21 protein-coding genes and 1 tRNA gene are annotated in these 23,967 nt (G+C 58.4%); 14 read left to right on the forward strand and 8 right to left on the reverse strand.

Annotated elements, in window-relative coordinates; all coding sequences use genetic code 11:
• The 3 genes from M2119_RS03755 to gndA are packed head-to-tail and all read right to left on the reverse strand — an operon-like array spanning position 1 to position 3,300.
• Complete coding sequence (locus M2119_RS03755; protein WP_280803618.1) at positions 1-846, reverse strand: hypothetical protein; 846 nt, start codon at positions 844-846, stop codon at positions 1-3.
• Complete coding sequence (locus M2119_RS03760; protein WP_280803619.1) at positions 846-1,796, reverse strand: carbohydrate kinase family protein; 951 nt, start codon at positions 1,794-1,796, stop codon at positions 846-848. Before M2119_RS03760 ends, M2119_RS03755 begins: the two co-directional genes overlap by 1 nt.
• 55 nt (positions 1,797-1,851) lie before the next feature.
• Positions 1,852-3,300: an NADP-dependent phosphogluconate dehydrogenase gene (gene gndA / locus M2119_RS03765; protein WP_280803620.1), complete on the reverse strand. Its 1,449-nt coding sequence runs from the start codon at positions 3,298-3,300 to the stop codon at positions 1,852-1,854.
• Between the two features lie 298 nt (positions 3,301-3,598).
• On the opposite strand from gndA, the gene M2119_RS03770 reads away from it, so the two are divergent.
• Genes M2119_RS03770 through mfd form a run of 4 tightly spaced genes read left to right on the forward strand, consistent with a single transcriptional unit; the run spans position 3,599 to position 9,679 of the window.
• Complete coding sequence (locus tag M2119_RS03770; protein WP_280803621.1) at positions 3,599-4,312, forward strand: 50S ribosomal protein L25/general stress protein Ctc; 714 nt, start codon at positions 3,599-3,601, stop codon at positions 4,310-4,312.
• A gap of 8 nt (positions 4,313-4,320) precedes the next feature.
• On the forward strand, positions 4,321-4,902 hold the full coding sequence (gene pth, locus M2119_RS03775) for an aminoacyl-tRNA hydrolase (RefSeq protein ID WP_280803622.1): 582 nt from the start codon (positions 4,321-4,323) through the stop codon (positions 4,900-4,902).
• A 42-nt stretch (positions 4,903-4,944) separates the two neighbouring features.
• Positions 4,945-6,063 (forward strand): hypothetical protein, encoded by a 1,119-nt coding sequence (locus M2119_RS03780; RefSeq protein WP_280803623.1) that lies wholly within the window; start codon positions 4,945-4,947, stop codon positions 6,061-6,063.
• Between the two features lie 19 nt (positions 6,064-6,082).
• On the forward strand, positions 6,083-9,679 hold the full coding sequence (gene mfd / locus M2119_RS03785; RefSeq protein WP_280803624.1) for a transcription-repair coupling factor: 3,597 nt from the start codon (positions 6,083-6,085) through the stop codon (positions 9,677-9,679).
• Here the strand turns inward: mfd and M2119_RS03790 are convergent.
• A complete protein-coding gene (locus M2119_RS03790) occupies positions 9,645-10,808 on the reverse strand; it encodes a Na+/H+ antiporter NhaA (RefSeq protein ID WP_280803625.1) in 1,164 nt (387 codons plus the stop codon). The two genes, mfd and M2119_RS03790, sit on opposite strands and share 35 nt — an antisense overlap.
• A 34-nt stretch (positions 10,809-10,842) precedes the next feature.
• Entirely contained in the window at positions 10,843-12,282 is a 1,440-nt protein-coding gene (locus M2119_RS03795; RefSeq protein WP_280803626.1) for a helix-turn-helix domain-containing protein, read from the reverse strand.
• Positions 12,283-12,417: 135 nt separating this feature from the next.
• On the opposite strand from M2119_RS03795, the gene M2119_RS03800 reads away from it, so the two are divergent.
• From M2119_RS03800 to M2119_RS03845, 10 genes are all read left to right on the forward strand, one after another.
• Positions 12,418-14,292, forward strand: coding sequence for a phosphoenolpyruvate carboxykinase (GTP) (locus tag M2119_RS03800; RefSeq protein WP_280803627.1), 1,875 nt, complete (start codon positions 12,418-12,420; stop codon positions 14,290-14,292).
• Positions 14,293-14,395: 103 nt separating this feature from the next.
• The gene (locus M2119_RS03805; RefSeq protein ID WP_280803628.1) at positions 14,396-14,824 is read left to right on the forward strand and encodes a DUF7670 domain-containing protein; all 429 of its coding nucleotides are present in this window, start codon (positions 14,396-14,398) and stop codon (positions 14,822-14,824) included.
• Positions 14,821-15,477: a MazG family protein gene (locus M2119_RS03810; RefSeq protein ID WP_280803629.1), complete on the forward strand. Its 657-nt coding sequence runs from the start codon at positions 14,821-14,823 to the stop codon at positions 15,475-15,477. Before M2119_RS03805 ends, M2119_RS03810 begins: the two co-directional genes overlap by 4 nt.
• 4 nt (positions 15,478-15,481) lie before the next feature.
• Entirely contained in the window at positions 15,482-16,789 is a 1,308-nt protein-coding gene (gene hisS, locus M2119_RS03815; RefSeq protein ID WP_280803630.1) for a histidine--tRNA ligase, read from the forward strand.
• Between the two features lie 57 nt (positions 16,790-16,846).
• The gene (eno, locus tag M2119_RS03820) at positions 16,847-18,127 is read left to right on the forward strand and encodes a phosphopyruvate hydratase (RefSeq protein WP_280803631.1); all 1,281 of its coding nucleotides are present in this window, start codon (positions 16,847-16,849) and stop codon (positions 18,125-18,127) included.
• A gap of 17 nt (positions 18,128-18,144) precedes the next feature.
• The gene (locus M2119_RS03825) at positions 18,145-18,648 is read left to right on the forward strand and encodes an FtsB family cell division protein (protein ID WP_280803632.1); all 504 of its coding nucleotides are present in this window, start codon (positions 18,145-18,147) and stop codon (positions 18,646-18,648) included.
• Positions 18,649-18,650: 2 nt separating this feature from the next.
• Entirely contained in the window at positions 18,651-19,163 is a 513-nt protein-coding gene (locus M2119_RS03830) for a DUF501 domain-containing protein (RefSeq protein ID WP_280803633.1), read from the forward strand.
• On the forward strand, positions 19,139-20,419 hold the full coding sequence (locus M2119_RS03835; RefSeq protein ID WP_280803634.1) for a S8 family serine peptidase: 1,281 nt from the start codon (positions 19,139-19,141) through the stop codon (positions 20,417-20,419). The genes M2119_RS03830 and M2119_RS03835 overlap by 25 nt, the downstream gene beginning before the upstream one ends.
• A 16-nt stretch (positions 20,420-20,435) precedes the next feature.
• Positions 20,436-21,854 carry an NAD(P)/FAD-dependent oxidoreductase gene (locus tag M2119_RS03840; protein ID WP_280803635.1) on the forward strand — a complete coding sequence of 473 codons (1,419 nt, stop codon included), beginning with the start codon at positions 20,436-20,438 and terminating at the stop codon, positions 21,852-21,854.
• A 67-nt stretch (positions 21,855-21,921) separates the two neighbouring features.
• Positions 21,922-21,998 (forward strand) — tRNA-Leu (locus M2119_RS03845).
• 7 nt (positions 21,999-22,005) lie between these two features.
• Here the strand turns inward: M2119_RS03845 and M2119_RS03850 are convergent.
• The 3 genes from M2119_RS03850 to M2119_RS03860 all read right to left on the reverse strand — a co-directional run bounded on the left by M2119_RS03850 (position 22,006) and on the right by M2119_RS03860 (position 23,949).
• On the reverse strand, positions 22,006-22,293 hold the full coding sequence (locus M2119_RS03850) for a type II toxin-antitoxin system RelE family toxin (protein ID WP_280803636.1): 288 nt from the start codon (positions 22,291-22,293) through the stop codon (positions 22,006-22,008).
• A complete protein-coding gene (locus tag M2119_RS03855) occupies positions 22,290-22,574 on the reverse strand; it encodes a type II toxin-antitoxin system Phd/YefM family antitoxin (protein ID WP_280803637.1) in 285 nt (94 codons plus the stop codon). The genes M2119_RS03850 and M2119_RS03855 overlap by 4 nt, the downstream gene beginning before the upstream one ends.
• 85 nt (positions 22,575-22,659) lie before the next feature.
• Positions 22,660-23,949, reverse strand: a complete 1,290-nt coding sequence (locus M2119_RS03860) for an MFS transporter (protein WP_280803638.1) — start codon at positions 23,947-23,949, stop codon at positions 22,660-22,662.
• Positions 23,950-23,967: the final 18 nt, after the last annotated feature.

Consider the following 23,967-nt stretch of genomic DNA (forward strand, 5'->3'; position numbering starts at 1 on the left):
TTATGAACCGGGAGGGCTCGGTGGGCATTCAGCCCACAATGCTTCATCGGGGAAAGATTCCTTGAGTACATCAAGAGTTTCAATGATGGGTGCAGGTTCGAGGGAGGGTGTTCCCATCACGGGGGCTAGCGGCGCATCAAGAACCGTCAGTGCAAACAATATGACGGCCAGGATGCCCCACGCCATTCCTGCTGAGATCCTGGCCATGACCTTCCGGTCGGCTAAGTGCATGGCTAACAGGGCGCTCATGATGAAGCTGGAAAAGTAAATCACTAGCCACACCACAAAAGGGATCAACGCCGAGTTGCCCATGACCAGCTCCTCACGGGCTGTGGTCAGGTCAATGGTCCCTTGCAGTAGCCCAGGAAAGTTTTGTTGTTGCTGGACGGTATCGAGAGAGGCCGTGCTGACATCGGTGTTGAGTGCGAGGAGCCACTGCGTCGTGATGGGAGAGCCACCGCGTTCGTTATTGCCAATGGCATCCCAGTCATCTGCCACAGCAGAACGCAGGATGCAGATGACATCGCGTCTGATTTCTTGACGTTGGTCTGCCTCTAACGATTCGGCGGCAGAGAAAATGGTGAGACTACTGCGTCCCATTGTCTGGATGCTGGTCTTCGTGTCATCGAAGTCAGCAACCGCAAAGCTGAGCAGCAGTCCGAGCAAAATACCGACTGCACCTCCCACGAAGGCCAGGGTGTCAGTTAAGCGTCCGAGTTCACGCCCGGCAAGATCTTCCTCACCAAAGCGTTTGTCTGCAATTTTGTGAATGAAACGACCGGCATACCATCCCAGGAGTACACAGGCAAGAAGAATTCCTTGGGTAATAAGTATTTGAGCCAGCATCAGGCTTCTAAGCCTAGTTCCGCGAGCGTGGGCGGATTACATCCAGCTCGGGAACACGTGATGGCACCGACCTCTGCTGCGAGAGTGAGCAGGTTGATCCAGTCGTCGAGGGTCACGGTGGCCAGGAGTTCTTCTGCGTTGCCGCCCAAGGCACCTCGCTGCTGGAGGCCATAGAGGGTTGCGCCGAGGAACGAGTCCCCGGCACCAACGGTGTCAACAAGATCGATCACTGGAGCTTTCACACTCACGGTGTCTCCGGTGGGAGAAAAGAGCGTTGCGCCGTCAGCGCCACGAGTCATGATGACGTGGTGACCCTGACTTGCCCAGAGGCGTGCGGTGTCGACGGGGGTGCGGTCAGGATAGAGCCACGCCAAATCGTCATCGGAAGCTTTCACAATGTGTGCAAGCTTGATTTGGCGCTCCACGCGAATCGTTTCACTTTCACGTTCGAAACCCAAGCCCGGACGAATGTTGAGGTCGATAACCACGGTCGAACTCTGCGTGGAATGAAGGTGCCCTGCCAAGTTCTCGATCACGGACGCCCCCGGTTCGATGGCCGTAGCCACCGACCCAATCACGAGAGCCGCGGGTGGGTCGACTTCGAGGTGCAGGAAGGCACCGAGCGTCCAGCCCCAGTCTGCTGTGCCCTTGAGGTAGAAGCTGTAACTAGCTTTACCCTGGGCATCCAGTGATGCCACAGCCAGCGACGTGGGGTCGCTGGTGCGCTCCACGAGGGAGAGGTCAATGTTTTCGGGGCTGAGCCAGTCATGCAGTTTTTGGCCGAACTTGTCGTTACTCATCCGGCCAGCGAAGCTGACGTTGGCGCCCAGGCGCGCTAACCCAATCGACACATTCGCAGGGGCGCCACCGGGCTTCGCCTGGTAGCTGCCGTCAGCCTGCTGAATGAGGTCGATGAGAGCCTCACCAATGACCACAATGCGATCACTCATCGTTATCCTCCGTGACGTCTCTGTCGAAGGGGGAGAGGGAACTCCCGGGTATGGATTAGTGGGTGCTGGGTTCAGCTTCTACTTCGGAGCGGTCGCCTGACCACAGCGTGTGGAAGGTGCCGGGCAGGTCTACGCGCTTATAGGTGTGGGCGCCGAAGAAGTCACGCTGACCCTGCACGACAGCGGCGGGCAGGCGCTCCGCACGTAGTCCGTCGTAGTAGGAGAGGGAGGACGCGAAGGCAGGGATAGGAATTCCGCCGAGGGAAGATCCCGCCACAATGCGACGCCACGAACCGAGAGATTCAGAAACGGCGTTGGTGAAGTAAGGGTCCAGCAGCAAGGACAGCAGTTCGGCATCCTTGTCATAGGCTTCAGCGATGCGGTTCAAGAACTGGGCGCGGATGATGCAACCACCACGCCAGATCTTGGACACCGCACCCAAGTTGATGTTCCAGTTGTATTCGGCTGCACCGGCGCGAATTGCGTCGAAGCCCTGCGCGTAGGCAATGATCTTCGATGCGTAAAGTGCACGGCGCACGTCTTCGACGAAAGCAGCCTTGTCAGGAACTTCGAATGCGAAGTTCCGTGCAGGGAGGCTGTTCGCTGCATCGCGCTGTGCACGCTGTGATGACAGAGAGCGGGCAAATACGGCTTCGGCAATACCCGAGACGGGAACACCCAGGTTCAGCGCTGTCTGAACCGTCCAGACGCCGGTGCCCTTCGAGCCAGCCTCGTCGAGGATGACGTCCACGAGGGGCTGACCGGTCTTGGCATCCACCTGCTTGAGTACTTCAGCGGTGATTTCGATGAGGTAGCTCTCGAGTTCGCCGGTGTTCCATTCGGTGAAGATGTCTGCGATCTCGGCAGGAGTGTATCCACCGATCTTGCGCAGCAGGTCATAGGCCTCAGCGATGAGTTGCATATCTGCATACTCAATACCGTTGTGGATCATCTTGACGAAGTGGCCAGCACCATCGGTGCCGACGTGAGTAACGCAGGGTTCGCCTTCCGCGATCGCGGCGATAGAAGAAAGAATGGGTCCCAAAGTCTTGTACGACTCAACGGAACCACCGGGCATGATGCTGGGGCCCTTGAGAGCGCCCTCTTCGCCACCGGAAATACCGGCACCCACGAAGTGGACTCCCGTTGCCGAGACATCCTTCTCGCGACGAATGGTGTCTGTGAACAGTGCGTTACCACCGTCGACGATGATGTCGCCGGGCTCGAAGCGCTCAGCCAGCTGGCTAATCACGGCGTCAGTCCCGGCGCCGGCCTGAACCATGATGATGGCGGTGCGGGGCTTAGCCAAGGACGCGACAAAGTCGTCGATGGTCTCGGAGGCAATGAAGCCAGCTTCAGGGTGTTCGGTGATGAGCTGCTCGGTGCGAGCGGAGGAGCGGTTGTACACGGCGACCGTGTTTCCCTCGCGGCTGGCAAGGTTACGTGCCAAGTTCGAACCCATAACGGCGAGTCCAACGACTCCGATGTTTGCCTTCGCACTCACGAATGCATCTCCTAGCTACACAGAAATAAAGAAAAGTGGGAAAAGTAGAGATATTGAGGTCGTCTCTTACCTGAAAAGGTCTCTGTTTCAATCGTAGCCGACCGCAGAATGGGCTCTTTCCCGATTTCGCGGGGATAAGCCTCACCCGCTACAGTAAGAACGTACTTCGGCGAGGGATATCTCTGGGATATCCGTTATCGACGCGGTGGAATGTGGCTCTTGCCGTTTCCTCACGCTGACATGCGTTCGAGTTGAAAACACGAGACGGGGCCACGGCCTCATAAGTAAGGAGGCCATCATGGCTGAAGTTGATAACAAGGTACCCGCAGAGGTACGTACCCAGTTCGGTAAGGGTTTTGCTCGCCGTTTGCGTGCAGCAGGTCAGATTCCTGCTGTTGTCTACGGTCACGGTGCTGAAGTTCAGCACATTGCAGTTCCCGCACACCAGGTTCGCCTGCTTCTTCGTAAGAAGAACGCAATCCTCGACCTGCAGATCGATGGCACGAGCCAGCTCGCACTGGTGAAGGATGTCCAGAAGGACCCCGTACTTCAGATCATCGAGCACATCGACCTCGTTGTTGTGAACCAGGGTGAGAAGGTTCTCGTGAACGTTCCTCTCCACATCGTCGGAACCCAGCAGTCCGGTGCAGTTCTCGAACTCGACGCCAAGACTGTTCCTCTTCTCGCGAACGCAACTCACATTCCTGAGTACATCGAGATCAGCATTGAGGGCAAGGCTCCCGGTTTCCGCGTCACTTTCGCAGACCTCGCACTTCCTTCTGACGCTGTCATCGACGGTGACGGAACTCGCCTCGTTGTTCACGTTCACTCGCCTTCCGCTAAGGACCTGGCTGAGTCGGGCGACGAGCTCGCAGCTGAGCTGGCAGATGATGCAGCTCACGCTGAGCACAAGGCAGAAATCCACGCTGAGCAGCACGATGCAGAGAAGGCAGCAGCACTCGCTGACGCCGAACTCTCTGGTGCAGCTGCAGCAGCTGAGGCTGCTGAGTAATCACTCACGTGAGTAACACCTGGCTTGTAGTCGGGCTCGGTAATCCCGGGCCCGACTACGCCAGCCATCGCCACAATGTGGGCCAGATGGCACTGTCGCAGTTAGCCAACGACATCGGGGCAACGTTCAAGTCCCACAAAGCACACGCCTTAGTTGCAGAAGGTTGGGTGAGCCCCGGAGGCCCCAAACTGATTCTGGCTAAGCCCACAACGTTCATGAACCTCTCGGGTGGTCCTGTTGCCAACTTGATGAAGTTCTACGGTGTTGAGGCAGCGCATCTCATCGTTCTGCATGACGAACTCGACATTGACTTCGATGTGGTGCGATTGAAGAGTCATGGTGGCCATGGTGGTCACAACGGTCTGCGCGACATTATTGCTGCCATTGGCACCAACGAATTCAATCGTGTGCGCATTGGTATTGGCCGCCCGCCTGGACGCCAGGACGCGGCTGACTTCGTTCTTTCGAACTTTAATTCCACACAGCGTGAGATCTTGCCACATGTGTTGGCGCACGTCTGTGATGCGGTGGAGACCATTGCCACAGACGGCATTCTGGCTGCTCAGCAGCGCTTTAATTCCCCTGCCTAAGCTTTTCAGCTAGCTCAAAGCCGTCACCGTTACGCTGGTGCCATGAAGTTCACCCCGCGCGCGCTCATGATTGCCTCCTTGGCAGTCAGTGCCGTGTTGGTGACCTCATCCGCTGCTGTGGTTGCGAACAATTACATGAGCACCCAAGCCTCAGCGCAAGGGCAACTGGCAGCCACGCTCGCCTCTACTCAGGAACAGATTCGTCTCACGTCTTCACGGATTGCTGATCTGGAGCTCGCCATCTCGAACACCGAAGCAGTGTTGGCGGATTCCTCTGGCAAAGTCCTCGACGACACCTCCCGGATTGCGCTGGAGAAGGCACTCGCGAGTGCTCAGAAGACCCTTGTGAAACAGCAGAGCGCTCTTCGTTCCCTTCAGACAGCCGCCAAACAACTTGCTTCCATTGATGCTCAAGATCTGCTCTGGCCCTATGGTTTATCGCTGCAGGCTGATCAGGTCATCGCTGATGATCAGACAGATATTCCCTCTATTGCCCGTTCTGTGATCGCCCTGGGGGAAGGAATTCAGGGCGTCCAAGCCGCTCAATCTGCGTGGCAGGCAGAACAGGATCGCATCGCGGCGGAGCAGGCAGCAGCTGAGGCTGCCGCTGCTGCTCAGGCCGCGGCTGCAGCCCGCCGCGCTGCGCAGACACAGACACTGGAACAAAAAGGCGGCTCCACAACTCCCACTGCTCCCGCACCGCCAGTATCGGCGGCTGCGGCAGCACCTGTGACCGAGGGTTTTAACGTGGAAGCGTATGTCACCGCCCTTGCCCCCAATTCCTACATTGTCTGGGATGAGGGAATGTGCACCCGTCAGTTCGGTGCGAATGTGTATCTTTGTGGCTTTGCCACGGTGAACCTGAACGGCTCGAGTACTGATCGGGTGCCCATCACTCTGGATAGCTCGCTCCGCGATCGCTATTCCAACAGTGTGGGAGTGTCCGTCCTCGTACACGAAGCGGCACATGCTCGTCAGTGGTGGAAGTATGGCCCCTCCATCATGACCGCCTACAACGCTTTAGTTCCTGGACAAACGGGATCCATGCCCGTGGAATGGATGGCGGATTGCGCCACGATTGTGAAGCTGGGCTACAGCACGGGTTCCTACACTCGCAGCTGCACGGCAGAACAACTCGCAGAGGCCGCCACTCTCTGGTGACCGGCATAGACTAGCTTTCATGGTATTTCAGGGGCTTTCGCGCGCCCTTTCGCGCACCCCGAATGTCTCGGATGCTCTCAGCTATGCCACCCGCGATGCCGACTTTTCCGTCGTCGAAGGTCTTAACGCTCCTCTGTTGAGCGCCCTGCTGGAAGAGCGCATTTCCCGGGGTGAGCCACCTGTCGTCCTCGCTGTGACCGCAACGAACCGCGAAGCAGAACGCCTTGCCGCAGCACTGTCGAGCTTGATGCCCCATGCCGAGCTCTGTGACTTCCCTGCGTGGGAAACCCTGCCCCACGAACGCTTGAGTCCCAGCCCCGAAATCGTCGGGCGCCGCTTCGACGCATTGCGCCGGGTTCGTGACTGGGATGGAAACACCCCCCTGGTCATGATCACCTCGGTTCGCGGTGTGCTGCAACCCATTGCCGACAACCTCGGTGACGTGGAACCAATCTCACTGAACATTGGGTCCCGCGGCAATGACCTCGCCGCTATTTCAGCGCAGCTGGTTGATCTGGCATATGTCCGGGTGGACATGGTCACCCGCCGTGGTGAATTTGCCGTGCGCGGCGGCATCTTGGATGTGTTCCCGCCTGTGGCTGATCACCCGGTCCGTCTTGATTTCTTCGGCGACGAGGTAGACAGTATTCGTGCATTCTCGGTTGCCGACCAGCGCTCACTAGACGGCGATATCCCCTCGATACAGCTGCCACCCAGCCGGGAGCTCCTACTGACCGCCGCCGTGCGCCAGCGAGCACGGGAGATGGAACACGAGTTCCCCGGCATCAACCAGATGTTGGCCAAAATCGCTGAAGGCATCGCAGTGGAAGGTATGGAGTCGTTGACTCCTGCACTCGTTAATCGTCTCGTGCCGATCACGACCTATCTGCCCGCCGGGGCAGCAATTGCCCTGTTGTCGCCAGAGCGCATTGCGACTCGTGCCATCAACCTCACCGAAACGAATCGTGAGTTCTTAGATGCAGCCTGGAACGCCGCAAGTGCCGGAGCGCAGTCACCGATTGATCTTTCCGCCGGCGACTTCCTCACAGTCTCCGAACTTCGCTCACAGTATTCCGGCGGTCCGTGGTGGACCTTCAGTGCATTCCAGCATGGTCCAGATGCCTCGGAGCCTTTGCCGGAAGAACTCGATCTCGACGAAATCCTCGCCATTCGCATCGCGGCGAAGGCGGTGCCCACCTTCGCGGGCAATGTCGATGGCGCAGTCGATCACGTGCAGGCTCTGCTCATGCAGGACTGGACTGTGGTCATTGCGGCAGAGGGTCATGGTTTGGTCGAACGTGCTGCCCAGGTATTGGCAGAGCGTTCCCTCGCCGGCCGCATGGTGGCCGAGCTGCCCCTCGAGCTGGAACCCGGTGTTGCTTACTTAGTTCAAGCCTCGGTGGAAGCAGGTTTTGAACTCGAGGACGCCAAGCTTGCCGTCATTTCCGAAGCGGAGTTCTATGGCCGCGCAGCTGGATATGACGCCCGCGCTCCACGCAAGCTGGCCAGCCGCCGAAAGAATGTGGTGGACCCACTCAAGCTCGAAGCTGGCGACATCGTGGTTCACGAAACCCACGGTATTGGCAAGTTCTTAGAGCTCGTGCAGCGTGAAGTGTCCTCGGGTGGCCGCAATGCCGTGAAGACGATGCGCGAATACCTCGTCATTGAATATGCACCCAGCAAGCGCGGGTATCCCGGTGACAAGTTGTATGTCCCCACCGATCAGCTGGACCAACTCACGCGCTATGTCGGCGGAGAAGCACCCGCGTTGTCGAAGATGGGTGGCAGTGACTGGGGCCAAGCCAAGAGTAAGGCTCGGAAGGCTGTCCGTGACATCGCGGTGGAGCTGGTCAAGCTCTACAGCGCCCGGATGGCCAGCAAGGGTTTCTCGTTCAGCCCCGATACTCCCTGGCAGCGCGAGCTCGAAGAAGCGTTTCCCTATGTGGAGACCACCGATCAGCTCACCACCATCGATGAAGTTAAAGCTGACATGGAGCGACCCATCCCGATGGATCGCCTCATCTCCGGTGACGTGGGCTTTGGTAAGACAGAGATTGCTGTTCGTGCTGCCTTCAAAGCGGTCCAAGACGGCAAGCAAGTGGCCATTCTGGTTCCCACCACACTCCTGGTGAAGCAGCACTTCGAGACGTTCCAAGAACGGTTCGCCGGCTTCCCGGTTCACCTGCGTGCATTGAGTCGTTTCCAAACCGATAAAGAAGCGAAAGAAACCCTTGCCGGCATGACTGATGGCACGGTGGACGTGGTGATCGGCACCCACCGCCTTCTGGCACAAGGTGTCACCTTCAAAGATCTGGGTCTGGTCATCATCGATGAGGAACAGCGCTTTGGTGTGGAGCACAAAGATGCACTCAAGAAGTTGAAGACCAACGTGGATATTCTCGCGATGAGCGCGACTCCGATTCCGCGCACGCTCGAAATGGCGGTCACCGGCATTCGAGAAATGTCGACCCTGGCCACACCTCCGGAAGATCGCCACCCCATTCTCACGTTCGTGGGTCCCTTCTCCGAGAAGCAGGCGGCGGCAGCCATCCGCCGAGAAATCTTGCGCGAAGGTCAGGTCTTCTTCGTGCACAACCGCGTCTCCAGCATTAATCGTGTTGCAGCACAGATCGCGGAACTCGTTCCCGAAGCGCGCGTGGGCGTGGCCCACGGTCAGCTCACCGAGCACCAACTCGAACAGGTGATTATCGACTTCTGGGAGCGCAAGTTTGATGTGTTGGTCTCCACCACCATTATCGAAACCGGTCTCGATATTGCCAATGCCAACACCCTCATCGTGGATCGCGCGGACAAGTATGGCCTGAGCCAACTCCACCAGCTGCGTGGTCGAGTGGGACGTGGCCGCGAACGCGCCTATGCCTACCTCTTCTATGACGAAACCACTCCCTTGAGTGAAACGGCCCATGATCGTTTGGGCGCGCTCGCGGCCAACAACGAACTGGGCTCGGGTATTCAGATAGCCCTCAAGGACCTCGAGATTCGTGGTGCCGGAAACCTCCTCGGCGGGGAACAGTCCGGCCACATCGCAGGGGTCGGATTCGATCTCTACTTACGCATGATCGGCGAAGCCGTTTCTGCCTTCCGCGGCGATGTCGCAGAAGGCCAAACTGAGCTTCGCCTCGAACTTCCTGTCGATGCACGTATTCCTGACGACTACGTCGACAGCGAGCGTCTGCGCCTGGAGGCCTATCAAAAGCTGTCCGTGGCGAGTGGTCCGATTTCTCGCGACGAACAGATTGGTCTTGTTCTGGAAGAACTTACCGACCGATATGGCGAGCCACCAGCCGAGGTGCACAACCTCATCGCTGTCTCACGTCTGCGGCGCCGAGCACACCAGTCCAGCTTGAGTGAAGTTGTCGTCATGGGCTCCAACCTGCGCATCACTCCTGCCGATCTACCCGACTCCATTCAGGTCAGACTGGCGAGAATGTATCCGGGCGCCAAGTATGTTCCGGCAGCACGCGTCATCTCTGTGCCCCTGCCGGAGAATGCGGATCTCATTACGTGGACGGCGACCCTTCTGGACGCCATCTTCCCGCTGCCTGCGAAGGTGGAGGAAGCTAGTGCTTCTTCCGATAGTGCCGAGCGCGAATAATCACGAGCACGCCACCGATCACGATGGCTATCGCTGACCCCGTCAGCACACCCAGCACACCTTCATCGCGAATAGCGGCATCCTGCGCAAACGCCAGCTCATTCATGAGCAGTGACACCGTGAAACCAATACCGGCCACGGCAGCCACGGTGAGGAGATCCCACCCTCGAATGAGGGTCTCGGTTGCTTCGCCTCGTCTGGCTACGAGTGCCACCACGGTTCCTGCCAGCATGATGCCGATGATCTTTCCCACAGGAAGTCCTAGGGAGATGCCCCAGAACGCAGGGCTCAGTTCCGAGAGGGGGACGTCAGGAATGAGTACCAGCGCAGAAGCAAACGCAAAGAGGGGGAGGATCACGGCGTTAGTCACGGGCTGCAGGTTATGAGCAGCCTTCTGGGCCAAGCGGGGGTTCAAGACCAGCCCCAGTGCAACACCGGCGATGGTGGCATGAACGCCAGAGAGCACCGTGAAATACCACGCAAAGAGCGCAACGATCACGAGCAGAGCTGTTCGCGCGGCAGGGTTTCTGATCCGGCCTTGGCAGCCTAGGAACCTGAACAAATACACTGCGGTTGCCGCCATGCCGAGGGCCAGCAGGTTGATGGTGGCAGTGAAAAACACCGCGATGATTACGATGGCGATGAGGTCGTCCAACACAGCCAGCGCCAGGAGAAAGACGCGCAGGCGCGAGGGGAGTCCTCGACCAATGAGGGCAATGAGACCCAGCGCGAAGGCTATGTCTGTGGCGGTCGGGATGGGCCAGCCCTGGCTGAAATCTGGACCAGCAATGACGAGGTAGAGCAGCGCAGGAATAACCACGCCGCCGACGGCAGCAATCCCCGGCGCCAACGCATGTTTGACCGAGTTGAGTTCACCAGAGGTCAGCTCATGGCGCAGTTCCACCGCGATGATGAAGAAGAAGACGACGAGCAGACCGTCCGTAATCCAGTGGCTGATGCTCATCTCGAGGCTGAGGGCTGGAAAACCCAGCTGGGTGTGGAGTAGCTCCATCAGACCCGGACCTGCGACAGAGTTTGCCAGCAGTAAACCCATGATGGCGGCGCCCGCCAGGGAGAGGGCGGCATAACGCTCCGAACGAAAGATCGTGCGCATGCTCACTCGGGCCATGACTCTAGCCTAGGTCGTGTGCCGGGCTGGGGGACTATCCGCCGGCGTTCGCGTGACGCTCGAGGAAGCTATACAGCTCGGTCTCCTCCACGCCGGGGAATGTTCCGGACGGCAGGGGAGAGAGCACGTGGGCGTGCATGCGGGCGCTCGGCCACGCTTTGCCTTCCCACCGTGCGCTGAGGTTTTCTTCCGGTACCTTGCAGCAGTTCTCGTTAGGACAGGTCGACACCTGACGCTTGTCCGTGTCGCGTCCACGGAACCACTTGGCATCGTCGAAGGGAACTCCCACACTGATCGAGAATTCTTCCTTCTCGCCCGTACCGGTCTGGGTGGAATCCCAGAACGTGCCACTGGGGGTATCGGTGTATTGGTAGAACTCGTTGGTGCGATTGGTCCGATCAAATGCCACACGTGAAGGCCACTTGCGACACACAACCTGTCCTTCGATCGAACCGCTGGGGTCCGCGGGAATCTTGAGGCCATCGTTTTCGTAGCCACGGAAAATACCTTCACCCTGATTCACGCGCAGGAAGTGGGTGCGCAGGCCGAGGTGCTCGGTGGCGAGGTTCGTAAATCGCAGCGCTGCTGCTTCGTGCGTCACCCCGAACGCATCGCGGAAGTCTTCGATGGCGATGTTGCGTTCTTTTTTGGCGTTCTGCAGGAATGCCACCGAGGCCGTAATGGGCATCAGGCAGGCGGCGGCGAAGTAGTTGATTTCAAGGCGCTGGAGCAGGAACTCGGCGTAGTTGTTGGGTTTTGTGTGATCGAGCAGTCGGTGTGCAATGGCCTGGAGTGCCATCGCCCGCAGTCCGTGACCGCCCGGAATCGAGGCAGGAGGGAGATAGATGCGCCCGTTAGCCAAGTCTGTGATGGACCTGGCGGAGTTCGGTAGGTCATCCACGAAGATGAGTTCGAAGCCGACATTGTTTGCCATCTCTGCCACGGTGCGGTGCATGAGGGCACCCGATTCGTGTCCGGACTTCTTGACCAGGTCTTCAGCCAGTACATCGAGTTCGGGCAGGTAGTTGTTTTTTTCCCGCATGATGGCTTGCAGTTCGGTGTTGGCGCGGCGTGCTTCTTCGGGGGTGGCGATGGATTGGCGGTTCTTCCGTTCCATTTCTTTGTGCATCCCCACGATGGCTTCCAGAGCGTCATCACTCAGGCCTTTCGTGCTGCGCACGATCGGCAGATTGAGGGAAGTGTAGAGCTCGCTGCGCTGCAGACGCTCGAGTTCAATCTCGAGTTCCGATCGGCGGTCAGGCGCCTCGGTGCTCAGCAGTTCCGGCACGCTGACATTCACCGTGGCGGCAATAGCGTTGAGAACGGAGAGCTTGGGTTCGCGTTTGCCGTTCTCGATCAGGGAGAGCTGGCTGGGCACAACGCCGACGGCGTCGCCCAGCTGTTCGAGGGTCATGCCCGTCTGTGTACGAAAATGTTTGATTCGTTTGCCGAGAATCATCATGTCGTTTGCCATTTATTAACTATATGAGAAAAACAGCGATTTTTTCTAGGCAAAAAGGTGTATTTGTCCTATTCGGCTGGGTCAGAATTGAATTATCACCAAGTTTTCGCCCTCGGAAACTCGCTGATCGAGACAAAGGAGACTCAGATGTCGATCGCAGACCTCACTCACACCGAGCCCGTAGCTCAGTCTGAGGTGCCCATCGCAACTGAACTCAATGCACCTCCCTTCGTGACACAGCGTGCGCTGTTGCACTGGGTTGCTGACATTGCCAAGCTGACCAAGCCCGAGCGCATCGAATGGTGCGACGGCTCAGACGCCGAGTGGACCCGCCTCACTCAGCTCATGGTTGACGCTGGCTCGATGCTTCCACTAAACCCCGCCAAGCGCCCCAATAGCTACCTGGTTCGCTCCGACCCCGACGATGTCGCACGTGTCGAGGACCGCACATTCATTTGCTCCGTCAACGAAGCCGATGCAGGCCCCACCAACAACTGGCGTAATCCCGATGAGATGAGCGCAGAGCTCAAAGGTCTCTTCGATGGTTCCATGCGTGGACGCACCATGTATGTCGTTCCTTTCTCCATGGGCCCCTACGGCGGACCTATCTCTCAGGTAGGAATCCAGCTGACGGACTCGCCCTACGCTGTGCTCAACATGCGCATCATGACCCGCATGGGCTTTGATGCACTGGCGCAGATCGATGACACCACCCCCTGGGTTCCTGCCGTTCACTCGGTCGGTGCACCCCTGGTGGATGCAACAGGCAGCCGTATCGAGGACGTGGCGTGGCCATCCAACTCGACCAAGTACATTTGCCACTTCCCTGAATCTCGTGAAATCTGGTCCTACGGTTCTGGATACGGCGGAAACGCACTGCTGTCCAAGAAGTGCTTCGCTCTGCGCATCGGATCCTTTATGGGTCTGCAGGAAGGCTGGCTCGCAGAGCACATGCTCATCCTGAAGCTCACCTCGCCCCAGGGCAAGGCGTACCACATGGCTGCCGCATTCCCTTCGGCCTGTGGCAAGACTAACCTCGCCATGCTCAGCCCCACCGTCCCCGGCTGGAAGGCCGAGACCATCGGTGATGACATTGCGTGGCTGCGCCCCGGAACCGACGGTCGTCTGTTCGCCATCAACCCCGAAGCTGGTTTCTTTGGTGTTGCTCCTGGTACCGGTGAAAAGACCAACCCCGTCGCCATGGAAACCGTGAGCTCCAACACCATCTTCACTAACGTGGCCCTCACCGATGACGGCGACGTCTGGTGGGAAGGCATGACCGAGGCAACTCCTGATCACCTCATCGACTGGCGAGGACAGGACTGGACTCCTGACGCAGGTCGTCCCGCCGCACACCCCAACTCACGTTTCACGGTGCCCATCCAGCAGTGCCCCACGCTGTCGGATGAATGGTACGAGAACGCCGGCGTTCCTCTGGATGCCATTATCTTCGGCGGCCGCCGTGCGACCAACATTCCACTCGTTGCCGAAGCCTTCGGCTGGCAGCACGGTGTTTTCATCGGTGCCACCATGTCGAGCGAGCAGACGGCAGCAGCAGAAGGAACCGTGGGCGATCTGCGCCGCGACCCCTTCGCCATGCTTCCTTTCTGCGGCTACAACATGGCTGACTACTGGGGTCACTGGCTCGAGATTGGCGCGCAGCTCGGCGACAAGGCTCCCCGTATCTTCCAGGTCAATTGGTTCCGTAAAGATGCCGATGGTTCCTTCCTCTGGCCTGGATTCGGTGAGAACTCTCGTGTTCTCGAGTGGATTGCTCGCCGCGTTGACGGTGATGTGGCAACCGAGGATGCTCCTATGGGCCGCGTCCCCGCTGCCGGCACTTTCAACCTCGAGGGTCTCGACGTCTCAGACGAATCCATGGAGAAGCTCTTCCACGTGGACCGCAATATGTGGACCGCCGAGTGCGATCTGACCGAGGAATACTTCGAACAGTTTGGTGATCGCGTTCCTGACGCGCTCATCGCAGAGCTGGCTCAGCTACGAGGACGTCTCACCACGTAGATATCTGGGCCAAAACCGACATTTTTTTGTCGGACGAGTGAACCGAGCCTGTTGTCTCTCAGACTCGGTGAGAGGATGGGGCTGAACATCTGGAGGGAAACTGATGACCAGCCCCATCCTCTCCTCACTTCGAGGAGCGGCTAGCCGCCGTTATCGGGTCGCCATCTGGATCGCCCGTGTTCTGGCTCTCGCCGTGACGGCGTTGTATTCCTTCGCCTGGTGGGAAGAATCTTCCGCACGGCAGGATCCCCTGTTGGGGGGTGCGGTCACCACCGATGTGTTCTACGCCTGGGCCATCTGGACCCACTTACTCCCGGCCATTGCCCTTCTTGTTTTCACCATCGTGGGGTGGAACCGTCCAGGAATAGGAAGTGTCGGCTTTGCGCTCTTCGCTTTCCTGCAAATGTTTAGTGTCGGCTCCGAGTGGATGTACATCCCCATCGTCGCCGCACCAGGGTTGATCGTGGCCATTGCGTTCGTCACGTCTTACCGCTGGGGAATGATTGACCAACTCCGAGGGAGAACAGCGTGAGCACGCACGACGAAACCACCCCGAGCAAGCTCGATGAACTTATCGAGGTCATGGCGGTACTACGTGCACCCGGTGGCTGCCCCTGGGATGCCGAGCAAACCCACGAATCTTTGATCAAGTACTTGGTCGAAGAGACCTACGAGCTCATCGATGCCATCGAGTCAGGCAACCGTGAGGAAATGATCGAAGAGCTCGGTGACGTGCTCTATCAAGTCATATTCCATGCAGACCTTGCGTCGAACACCCCGGGTGAAGAATTCGACATCCAAGATGTCGCCGCCCACATGACCGCCAAGATGGTGGGTCGTCACCCTCACGTGTTTGGCGAGAACAAACTCGAAACCGCCGAGGATGTCATGCAAGTGTGGGACGAACTCAAAAAGGTAGAGAAGCCAGGTCGTACCTCCACACTCGACGGCATCCCACAGTCCATGCCCGCGCTCGCGCTCGCCGAGAAACTTCTCGGCAAAGCTGAAAAGGTCGGCTTAGACAAGCAGCACCTGCCCGATCCACCCATCTGGGCAGACGAGGATGAAGTCGGCAGCATTCTGCTGAGCATCGTGTCCTCTGCCCGCGAGCAGGGAATTGACGCAGAGAAAGCACTGCGCGTGCGGTTGCGTGAACTGCAGGAAGACATTCGAGAGGCAGAATAGATACATGGCTCGTGACGTCTCCCCTCCCCGTGGCATGCGGGATTTTCTGCCCGCTGATAAGGCCAAGCGCGAACGCGCTTTGCGGACCATACGGGGGGTCTATGCCAGCCATGGGTTTGAGGAAATCGAGACGCCAGTCGTCGAAGACTTTGACCGTCTGCACTCTGGCCTCGGTGGGGATAACGAAAAGCTTGCCTTCAGCGTGCTTAAGCGCGGACTGGATAAGGACGCTCTCGAAGCAGCAGCGAACTCCGGTGATGCGCACGATCTCGCAGATCTGGGGCTGCGCTTTGACTTGACCGTTCCCCTGGCGCGCTTTTATGCCAGCCATCGTGCTGAGTTGCCTACTGTGTTTCGTGCGATTCAGATAGCCCCCGTGTGGCGGGCAGAGCGCCCCCAGAAGGGGCGCTACCGCCAGTTTGTGCAGTGTGACATCGACATCATTGGGGAAGGGAGCCAGCTTGCCGAGGTCGAACTCATCACGGCCACTTCCGCGGTGCTCTCGACGCTGGGGCTGCAGGGCTGCACCATTCGGATCAACGACCGCCGTATTCTGGCAGGCATCTTGCACTACTGCGGTTTTGCCGAAGAACGATTTGGTTCTGCCCTGATCTCCATTGACAAGCTCGACAAGATCGGTGCTGCCGGCGTCGTGGCAGAACTTTCCGAGACCGGCCCTGATGCAGCTGCAGTTCTGGGCGGACTGCTGGAGCGCATTGAACCGCACCTTGCCTCCGGGGGAGTGCCGATGACTACCGCCGATATTCTCTCGGTGCTCCCTGACGGTATTGATCCCGATGCTGTGGCGGATCTGGAATCACTGGCTGCGGCATTGACCCAGCTCCCCGACGGTGTTGAAGTTCGCTTCGATCCCACCCTGGTTCGTGGCATGGGGTATTACACCGGCACCATCTTCGAGATTGCACACCCTGAATCTGGCTCCTCTGTCGGCGGGGGTGGTCGCTATGACGGCATGATTGGTCGATTCCTCGGCCAAGATGTTCCCGCTGCTGGATTCTCTATTGGTTTTGAGCGCATCGTGGATCTCATTGATGTCGACGACGCTGCTGCCTCCGACAGTGTCGTGCTCGTTCACGATGCTGTACTAGACAGTGCGGACTTGTCTCTGAGTACCTTAATCGGGATCAAGGCGGAGCTCATTGCTGCCGGGAAGCGTGTTCGACTGGAAAAGAAGGTCAAGAACCTCACCCCCGTGCTCGATCGTGCCCGCGACGCCGGCTTTGGAACATTTGCCTTTGTTTCTGCGGAGACTACGAGTGCCACCGACCTGGTATTCAAGGACCTCGCCTAGAATTAGCAGTATTCCCTCCCCTTTTTCTTTCACCACACATACACACAAGGAGATACTGTGGCCCTGATTGACGCCATTGGCGCACGCGAAATTCTCGATTCTCGCGGTAACCCCACCGTCGAGGTAGAGGTTCTGCTCGAAGACGGCGTGCTCGCACGCGCTGCAGTACCTTCCGGTGCGTCCACCGGAGCTTTTGAGGCCTACGAGCTTCGCGATGAAGACTCCAGTCGTTACCTCGGTAAGGGAGTTCAGAAGGCCGTCGACGCCGTTCTCGACGAAATCGGGCCCGCACTCGAAGGTTTCGATGCTGCTGACCAGCGCCTCATTGACGGCGCCATGATCGAACTCGATGGCACTGAGAACAAGAAGCGCCTGGGCGCTAACGCCATCCTCGGTGTGTCCCTTGCTGTAGCAAAAGCAGCTGCAGACTCGGCTGATCTGCCTCTGTTCCGTTACGTTGGCGGCCCCAACGCGCACACTCTTCCTGTTCCCCTGATGAACATCATCAACGGTGGTGCCCACGCAGACACCGGTGTCGACATCCAGGAGTTCATGGCTGTACCTCACGGCGCAGAAAGCTTCTCGGAAGCACTGCGTTGGGGTGTGGAAATTTACCACTCGCTCAAGTCGCTGCTCAAGAAGAACGGTATGGCAACTGGTCTGGGTGACGAAGGCGGCTTTGCTCCTGACCTCCCCAACAACCGCGGTGCACTCGAATTCATCATGGGCGCCATCGAGCAGGCAGGTTTCACCCCCGGAAAAGACATCGCACTTGCCCTCGATGTTGCGTCGTCGGAGTTCTTCACGGATGGTTCGTACCACTTCGAAGGCCAGAAGCGCACCTCCGAAGAGATGACGGCCTACTACGCAGAGCTCGTGCGTGACTTCCCCCTCGTGTCTATCGAGGACCCCCTGGACGAAGACGACTGGTCCGGCTGGACTCACATCACGGCAGAGCTGGGCAATAAGCTGCAGCTCGTTGGAGACGACCTCTACGTGACCAACCCTGTTCGTTTGCAGAAGGGTATTGACCTCAAGGCTGGTAATTCCATTTTGGTCAAGGTCAACCAGATTGGTACCCTCACCGAGACCCTCGACGCCGTTTCCTTGGCTCAGCGTCACGGTATGAAGGCGATTCTTTCTCACCGCTCGGGTGAGACCGAAGACACCACTATTGCGGACCTTGCTGTGGCCACCGACTGTGGTCAGATCAAGACCGGCGCACCTGCACGAAGTGACCGTGTTGCGAAGTACAACCAGTTGCTACGCATCGAAGAAGAACTGGGAGATGCAGCTGTCTACGCAGGCAGCAGCGCATTCCCCCGTTTTAGCGCCTAGGACCCCAACGGCCCTGTATGGCTCAGAAAAACGTTCGCGTTCGGAAGGTTCCGGTGTCTTTGGTCACCGGAACCACGAAAGCGGGCGTCTGGTTAGGCAGTATTCGCCTTTCCGGATTCTCTTTCCTCATCATGGGGCTCGTTCTTCTGGGGGTTTTGGTGCTGGCGCCCCAGCTGAAGATTGTGGTGGAACAGCGCCAGGTGATTGCAGATTTACAAGCCGAGGCGGATCTCAAGACGTCACAACTGACCGATCTGGAAAAGCAACGTGCTCGCTGGGATGACCCCGCGTATGTGCGTGCACAGGCACGCGACCGCCTGTATTACGTCATGCCGGGCGAGATCAGTTACTTGGTCATCAACGACGCCACGATTGACGGGCTCAAGCGGGAAAAAGCCACGGCGTCTGTGCAAAACACCAACACGGACTGGGTTGCCGGTCTGCTCAAATCATTCCTCGTTGCGGGCTTGGGAACACCCACCCCCGAGCAAGTTCAACCTACCCCTGCACCCGAAGGCTAAATATGCGTCCCCCCTTTGAACCAGCCAGCGACGACGACATTCGGATTGTGTCGGCGCAATTGGGGCGTCCCGCGCGCGATGTGATTGGCATCCCTGCTCGCTGTGTCTGCGGTGCACCCACCGTCGTGGCGACCTCGCCCCGATTGTCAGACGGCACTCCGTTCCCCACTTTCTACTACCTCACCCACCCGGCTGCCACGATCGCCATGAGTGACATGGAAGCCACCCAGGTCATGGCTGAATTCACCGAGATCTTGGGAGCTGACGAAGCCATGCAGGCGCAGTACCTCGTAGCCCACGAACAGTTCATTTCCGACCGAGAAAGCATCGCGGTCGTTCCCGAGATCGAAGGTATCTCCGCCGGTGGCATGCCTGTGCGCGTGAAGTGCCTGCACGCGCTGGCAGGACATGCCTTAGCGGCAGGTCCCGGCGTGAACCCCATCGGCGACTTAGCGTTGGAGCGCTCCAGCTGGTCGCCCGAGGTGTGTCAATGCATCGACTACGACGCGGCCTAACTGCCCTCGCGGTCATAGCTGCCAGCTTGCTGGCAGTCCTGCAGGCCACCCCAGCGCACGCGGATTACATCCGCGATATGGAGTACTGGCTCTCCGATTACAACTTCTACCCCGCCTGGGATGTGACCCAAGGTGATGGTGTCCTCGTCTCCGTCATAGACTCCGGCATTGGCTATGCACCGGACATCAACGCAGCCGTTGTGGGTGGGGCAGACTTTTCCGGGATTGGCTCACCCGATGGGCGCACGCCTGTGGGTGCTTCCCCGGAACATGGCACTCTCGTAGCCTCCGTGCTTGCCGGCCGGGGAACCGGCGGGGGAGCCGGGGTACTCGGAACCGCTCCCGCAGCATTGCTACTTTCTGCTTCTGTCGCCCTCGGGGTCGAGACAGAGATTTCCTCCGACGAACAGATTGCGAACGCTATCCGCTGGTCCGTCGACCAGGGCGCAAAAGTTATCAACATGTCCCTCACCCGCAACAGCTTGGAATGGCCGCGGGGCTGGGACGAGGCGTTTATGTATGCCTTCGAACATGACGTGGTCATCGTGGCCGCTGCCGGAAACCGCGGCACAGGAACGACCGAGGTGGGGGCGCCGGCAACTATTCCAGGTGTGCTGACCGTGGCTGGTCTTGATGCCAATGGTGAAGCCAGCTATGACGCTTCCAGTCAGGGTATTACCATCGGTGTCTCGGCGCCGGGTGAAGACTTGGTTGGTGTGGCGCCGGGTGGTTCCTATATGAAGTGGTCTGGTTCCAGCGGTGCAGCACCCATCGTTTCGGGACTCGTGGCACTCGTCCGGGCCTCGCACCCCGAGCTCGATGCCAACAATGTCATCAACCGAATCATCACGACAGCCACCCCCGTGGACGCCGTTCCCAGCCCTATTTATGGCTACGGCAAGATCGATGCGTATGCCGCGGTGACGGCTGATGTTCCGAGCGTGAAAGCCAATCCGCTAGGCGATTTAGCCGAATGGATTCGTCTTTATCGCCGCGGCAGCTCCACCGGAACACCGGAGCCTTTTGATATTTCTACTGCTACCCCCGCTCCCTTGCCCTTCGATAGCGGCAACATTGCAGGGCTTCCCACCTGGTATCAGGTAACCAGCGTGGGTGTTCCATTATTGTTTTTCGCCGGATTCGGTACGATTGTAGTTATCGGGTACATCGCAGTGACCCGGAGAATTCGTTCTGTCTCTGTTCCACCCAGTACCTCCCTCGAAACAGACGACACAACCCCACCCCCGAATGCTTAGCAGGAGACGTATTACTGTGCCCAAGATTCTGATTGTCGGTGCTGGTTACGCTGGTTTCTATACCGCGTGGAAGCTCGAAAAGCTCCTTCGTAACGGAGAAGCGGACGTCACCATTGTTGACCCACTTCCCTATATGACCTACCAGCCCTTCCTGCCAGAAATTGCTGCAGGTTCGATTGAGCCTCGTCACGCTGTGGTTGGACACCGCTCACACCTCAAGCGCACCCGCATCATCTCGGGCAAGGTCACCGGTATCGACCACACCAAGAAGACCGCTGCGATCGTTCCCAACGCAGGCGAGAACTTCACCGAGTCCTACGACCAGGTCATTTTCACCGCAGGCGCGGTCTCTCGCACCTTCCCCATCCCCGGTATTGCGGACAACGCTATTGGCCTCAAGACCATTGAAGAAGCTGTGGCCATTCGTGACCGCCTCCTCTCCAACTTCGACAAGGCAGCACAGTTGCCTGCAGGTCCTGAACGCGACCGTCTGTTGACCGTCACCGTCGTCGGTGGTGGCTTTGCCGGTATTGAAGTCTTTGCTGAACTTCGTTCACTGGCGTCCTCTCTCATCAAGGACTACCCCGAACTCACCTTCGAGGACACCCACTTCCACCTCATCGAAGCCATGGGCCGCATCATGCCTGAGGTTTCCCTGGAGACCAGCAAGTGGGTTCTCAACAACCTCGCCGAGCGTGGCGCACAGGTTCACCTCGACACTCAGCTCCAGTCGGCAGAGAACGGTGTCATCCAGCTCTCCACCGGTGAGAGCTTCGCCTCGGACCTCATCATCTGGACTGCCGGTGTGATGGCGAACCCCATGCTGCGTGCTACAGACTTCCCCCTCGACGAGCGTGGTCGTCTGCGCGTGCGCGCTGACCTCCGCGTTGAGGGCGAAAACGGTGTGATCGAAGGCGCCTGGGGCGCCGGTGACGCAACCGCATGTCCTGACCTCTCTGGCGGTGGCGTCGGCGGTTACTGCGTTCCTAACGCTCAGCACGCTGTTCGCCAAGGCAAGCTCATGGCACGCAACGTTGTTGCCGTTCTCCGCGGCGAAGGCCCCACTGACTACTTCCACAAGAACCTCGGTGCTGTTGCTGGTCTCGGCCTCAACATCGGTGTGTTCCAGTCCGGCAAGTTAGCTCTCAAGGGCTACATCGCATGGTTGGCTCACCGCGGTTACCACGGTCTGGCTATGCCTTCCTTCGAGCGTAAGTTCCGCGTCGTGGGTGGCTGGTGGAACAACTTCTGGCTCGGCCGCGACATCGTCTCGCTCGAAGCTCGTGAGACTCCTCGCGCCGCATTCGAAGAGTTTGCTTCGCGTCCGGCACCTGCAGCGCCTGCCAAGGCAGCAGCCAAGCCTGCAGCTAAAGCCCCTGCAAAGAAGCCCGCAGCAGCCAAGGCTCCAGCGAAGAAGCCTGCGGCTAAGAAGTAAATCTTCTCATCGCAGAAGGGGAGGCCGTCACGGCCTCCCCTTCTGCTTTGCTAGCCTGAGTAGGTACGCCCCCATAGCCCAATCGGCAGAGGCAATCGACTTAAAATCGATCCAGTGTGGGTTCGAGTCCCACTGGGGGTACCACTAGATATCAGTTCTTGCGTCGGTAGGCATTTTTGCGATGCGAGACGAGGACTATTTCGATCATGATTTCGTTGTCATAGATTTCATAGATTTCATAGATCACTCGATATTCACCACGTCTGGCGACCATCATTCCTGCGAGGTCTCCGCGCAAGCTCTTTCCTAGACGGTGAGGGTTCTCCGCGAGTGGTCCATAGATGAACTCAATGACGGCTGCTGCAACTTTGAGGGGGAGTTGAACCTCGATGGCAACACGAGCAGCGGGAAGAATATTGACGGTGTAGGACTGTTTCATTCGGGCACTCTGGCAGCAATGCCGGCGAGAAGTGTTTCTTTGTCCACAGCCACACTCAGCCCAGCTTGTTGTTGAGCCAATGCTTCCCGGAGTTTAGTCATCGTTTCCTCGTCACCCAAGATATCTATGGTCTCAACGAGAGAGTCATATTCATCGGCACTCAGGAGTACAGCGTCACGATGACCATTTCGCGTGATCTCAAAGATTTCCTGGGTGGTGACAGCCGCCTCCACCAGCTTGGAGAGGTTTGCTCTGGCTTCAGCGAGGGAAAGTGTCGTCATGTACAGAATTATAGCGTCGAGAGTATGTGTGCCTGGAGGGCTGTGGAGAACGCTCCCTGTGTGTTCGAAAAAGTAAGTACGAGGGTTAACCCTTTTCAGCTAGTGCCGTTTCTGGTTTCTTAATACGGAAGCTCACCCAGGCTGCCACTGCACACAACGCGGCTGCTCCGATCCAGGCGTAGGTGTATTCGCCCGTCTGATCGCGGATAGCACCGGCCACCACTGAGGCAATAGAAGCCCCCACTTGGTGGGCTGCAAAGACCCACCCAAAGACGATGGGACCTTTGCGCCCAAACACCTGATTCGAGATCGCGATCGTCGGGGGAACGGTCGCCACCCAATCGAGGCCATAAATCACGACGAACACAATGAGGCTCGGGTGGATGGCGTCAGAGAGCAGGATGGGCAACAGCATGAGGGACACACCGCGTCCGAAGTAGTAGATACCCAACAAGATGCGGGGATTCACGCGGTCGGTGAGCCAACCCGAGGCAATCGTTCCAAAGACGTCAAAGATACCGACCACAGCCAACAGGCTGGCTGCGGTCGCCGTTGGCATGCCATGGTCGTGAGCTGACGGGACAAAGTGCACCCCAATCAAACCGTTGGTCGTTGCCCCGCAAATAGCAAAGCCAGCAGCCAGTGCCCAGAAAGTTTTAGTCTTGGCCGCCTCGACAAGGACCGTGATTGCATATTTTGCGGGGTTGCCTGGTGCAGGTTGCTGGGCATCTTCTTCCGCTATTTGTTGCGCGACTGCTTCACTCTCGCCGAACCTGCGCACGCCCAAATCAGAGGGCTTGTTTCGCATGAACAGCAGAATCAAGGGCACAACGGCGAGAGAGCAGGCCGCAACGACGAGAGAGGCCGTGCGCCAGCCAGAGGTGCCGACCAGGGTGGCAAGGACGGGGAGAAAGATCAATTGTCCGGTCGCAGATGCCGCGGAGAGGATTCCAGAGACCAGGCCACGACGGGCAAAGAACCAGGTGTTCGTAATGGTGGCCGCGAAGACTAGGGCCATGGACCCCGTGCCGAGGCCAATCAACAGACCCCACGTCATGATCAGCATGAAGGGGTCCGTGACAAAGATGCTGAGGGCACTGCCCGCGGCAATCATCAGGAGGGCAAAGGTGGTGACCTTTCGCAGGCCAAAACGGCTCATCAGTGCCGCGGCAAACGGTGCCGTGAGCCCGTACAGCAGGATATTGATGCCGATGGCGAGGGAGATGGTGGTTCGGCTCCAGCCAAACTCTTCCTCGAGTGGAACCATCATGACGGTGGGCGCCGCACGGAAACCGGCTGCACCCAGCAGAGCAAGGAAGCCCACACCGGCCACTATCCAGGCAGGGTGGATTCTGCGCTGGCGGGTGCTGGTCATCGCACCAGCCTAGTTGCC

Origin of the sequence: Aurantimicrobium minutum (assembly GCF_029894165.1) — a bacterium.
Classification (GTDB): domain Bacteria; phylum Actinomycetota; class Actinomycetes; order Actinomycetales; family Microbacteriaceae; genus Aurantimicrobium; species Aurantimicrobium minutum_A.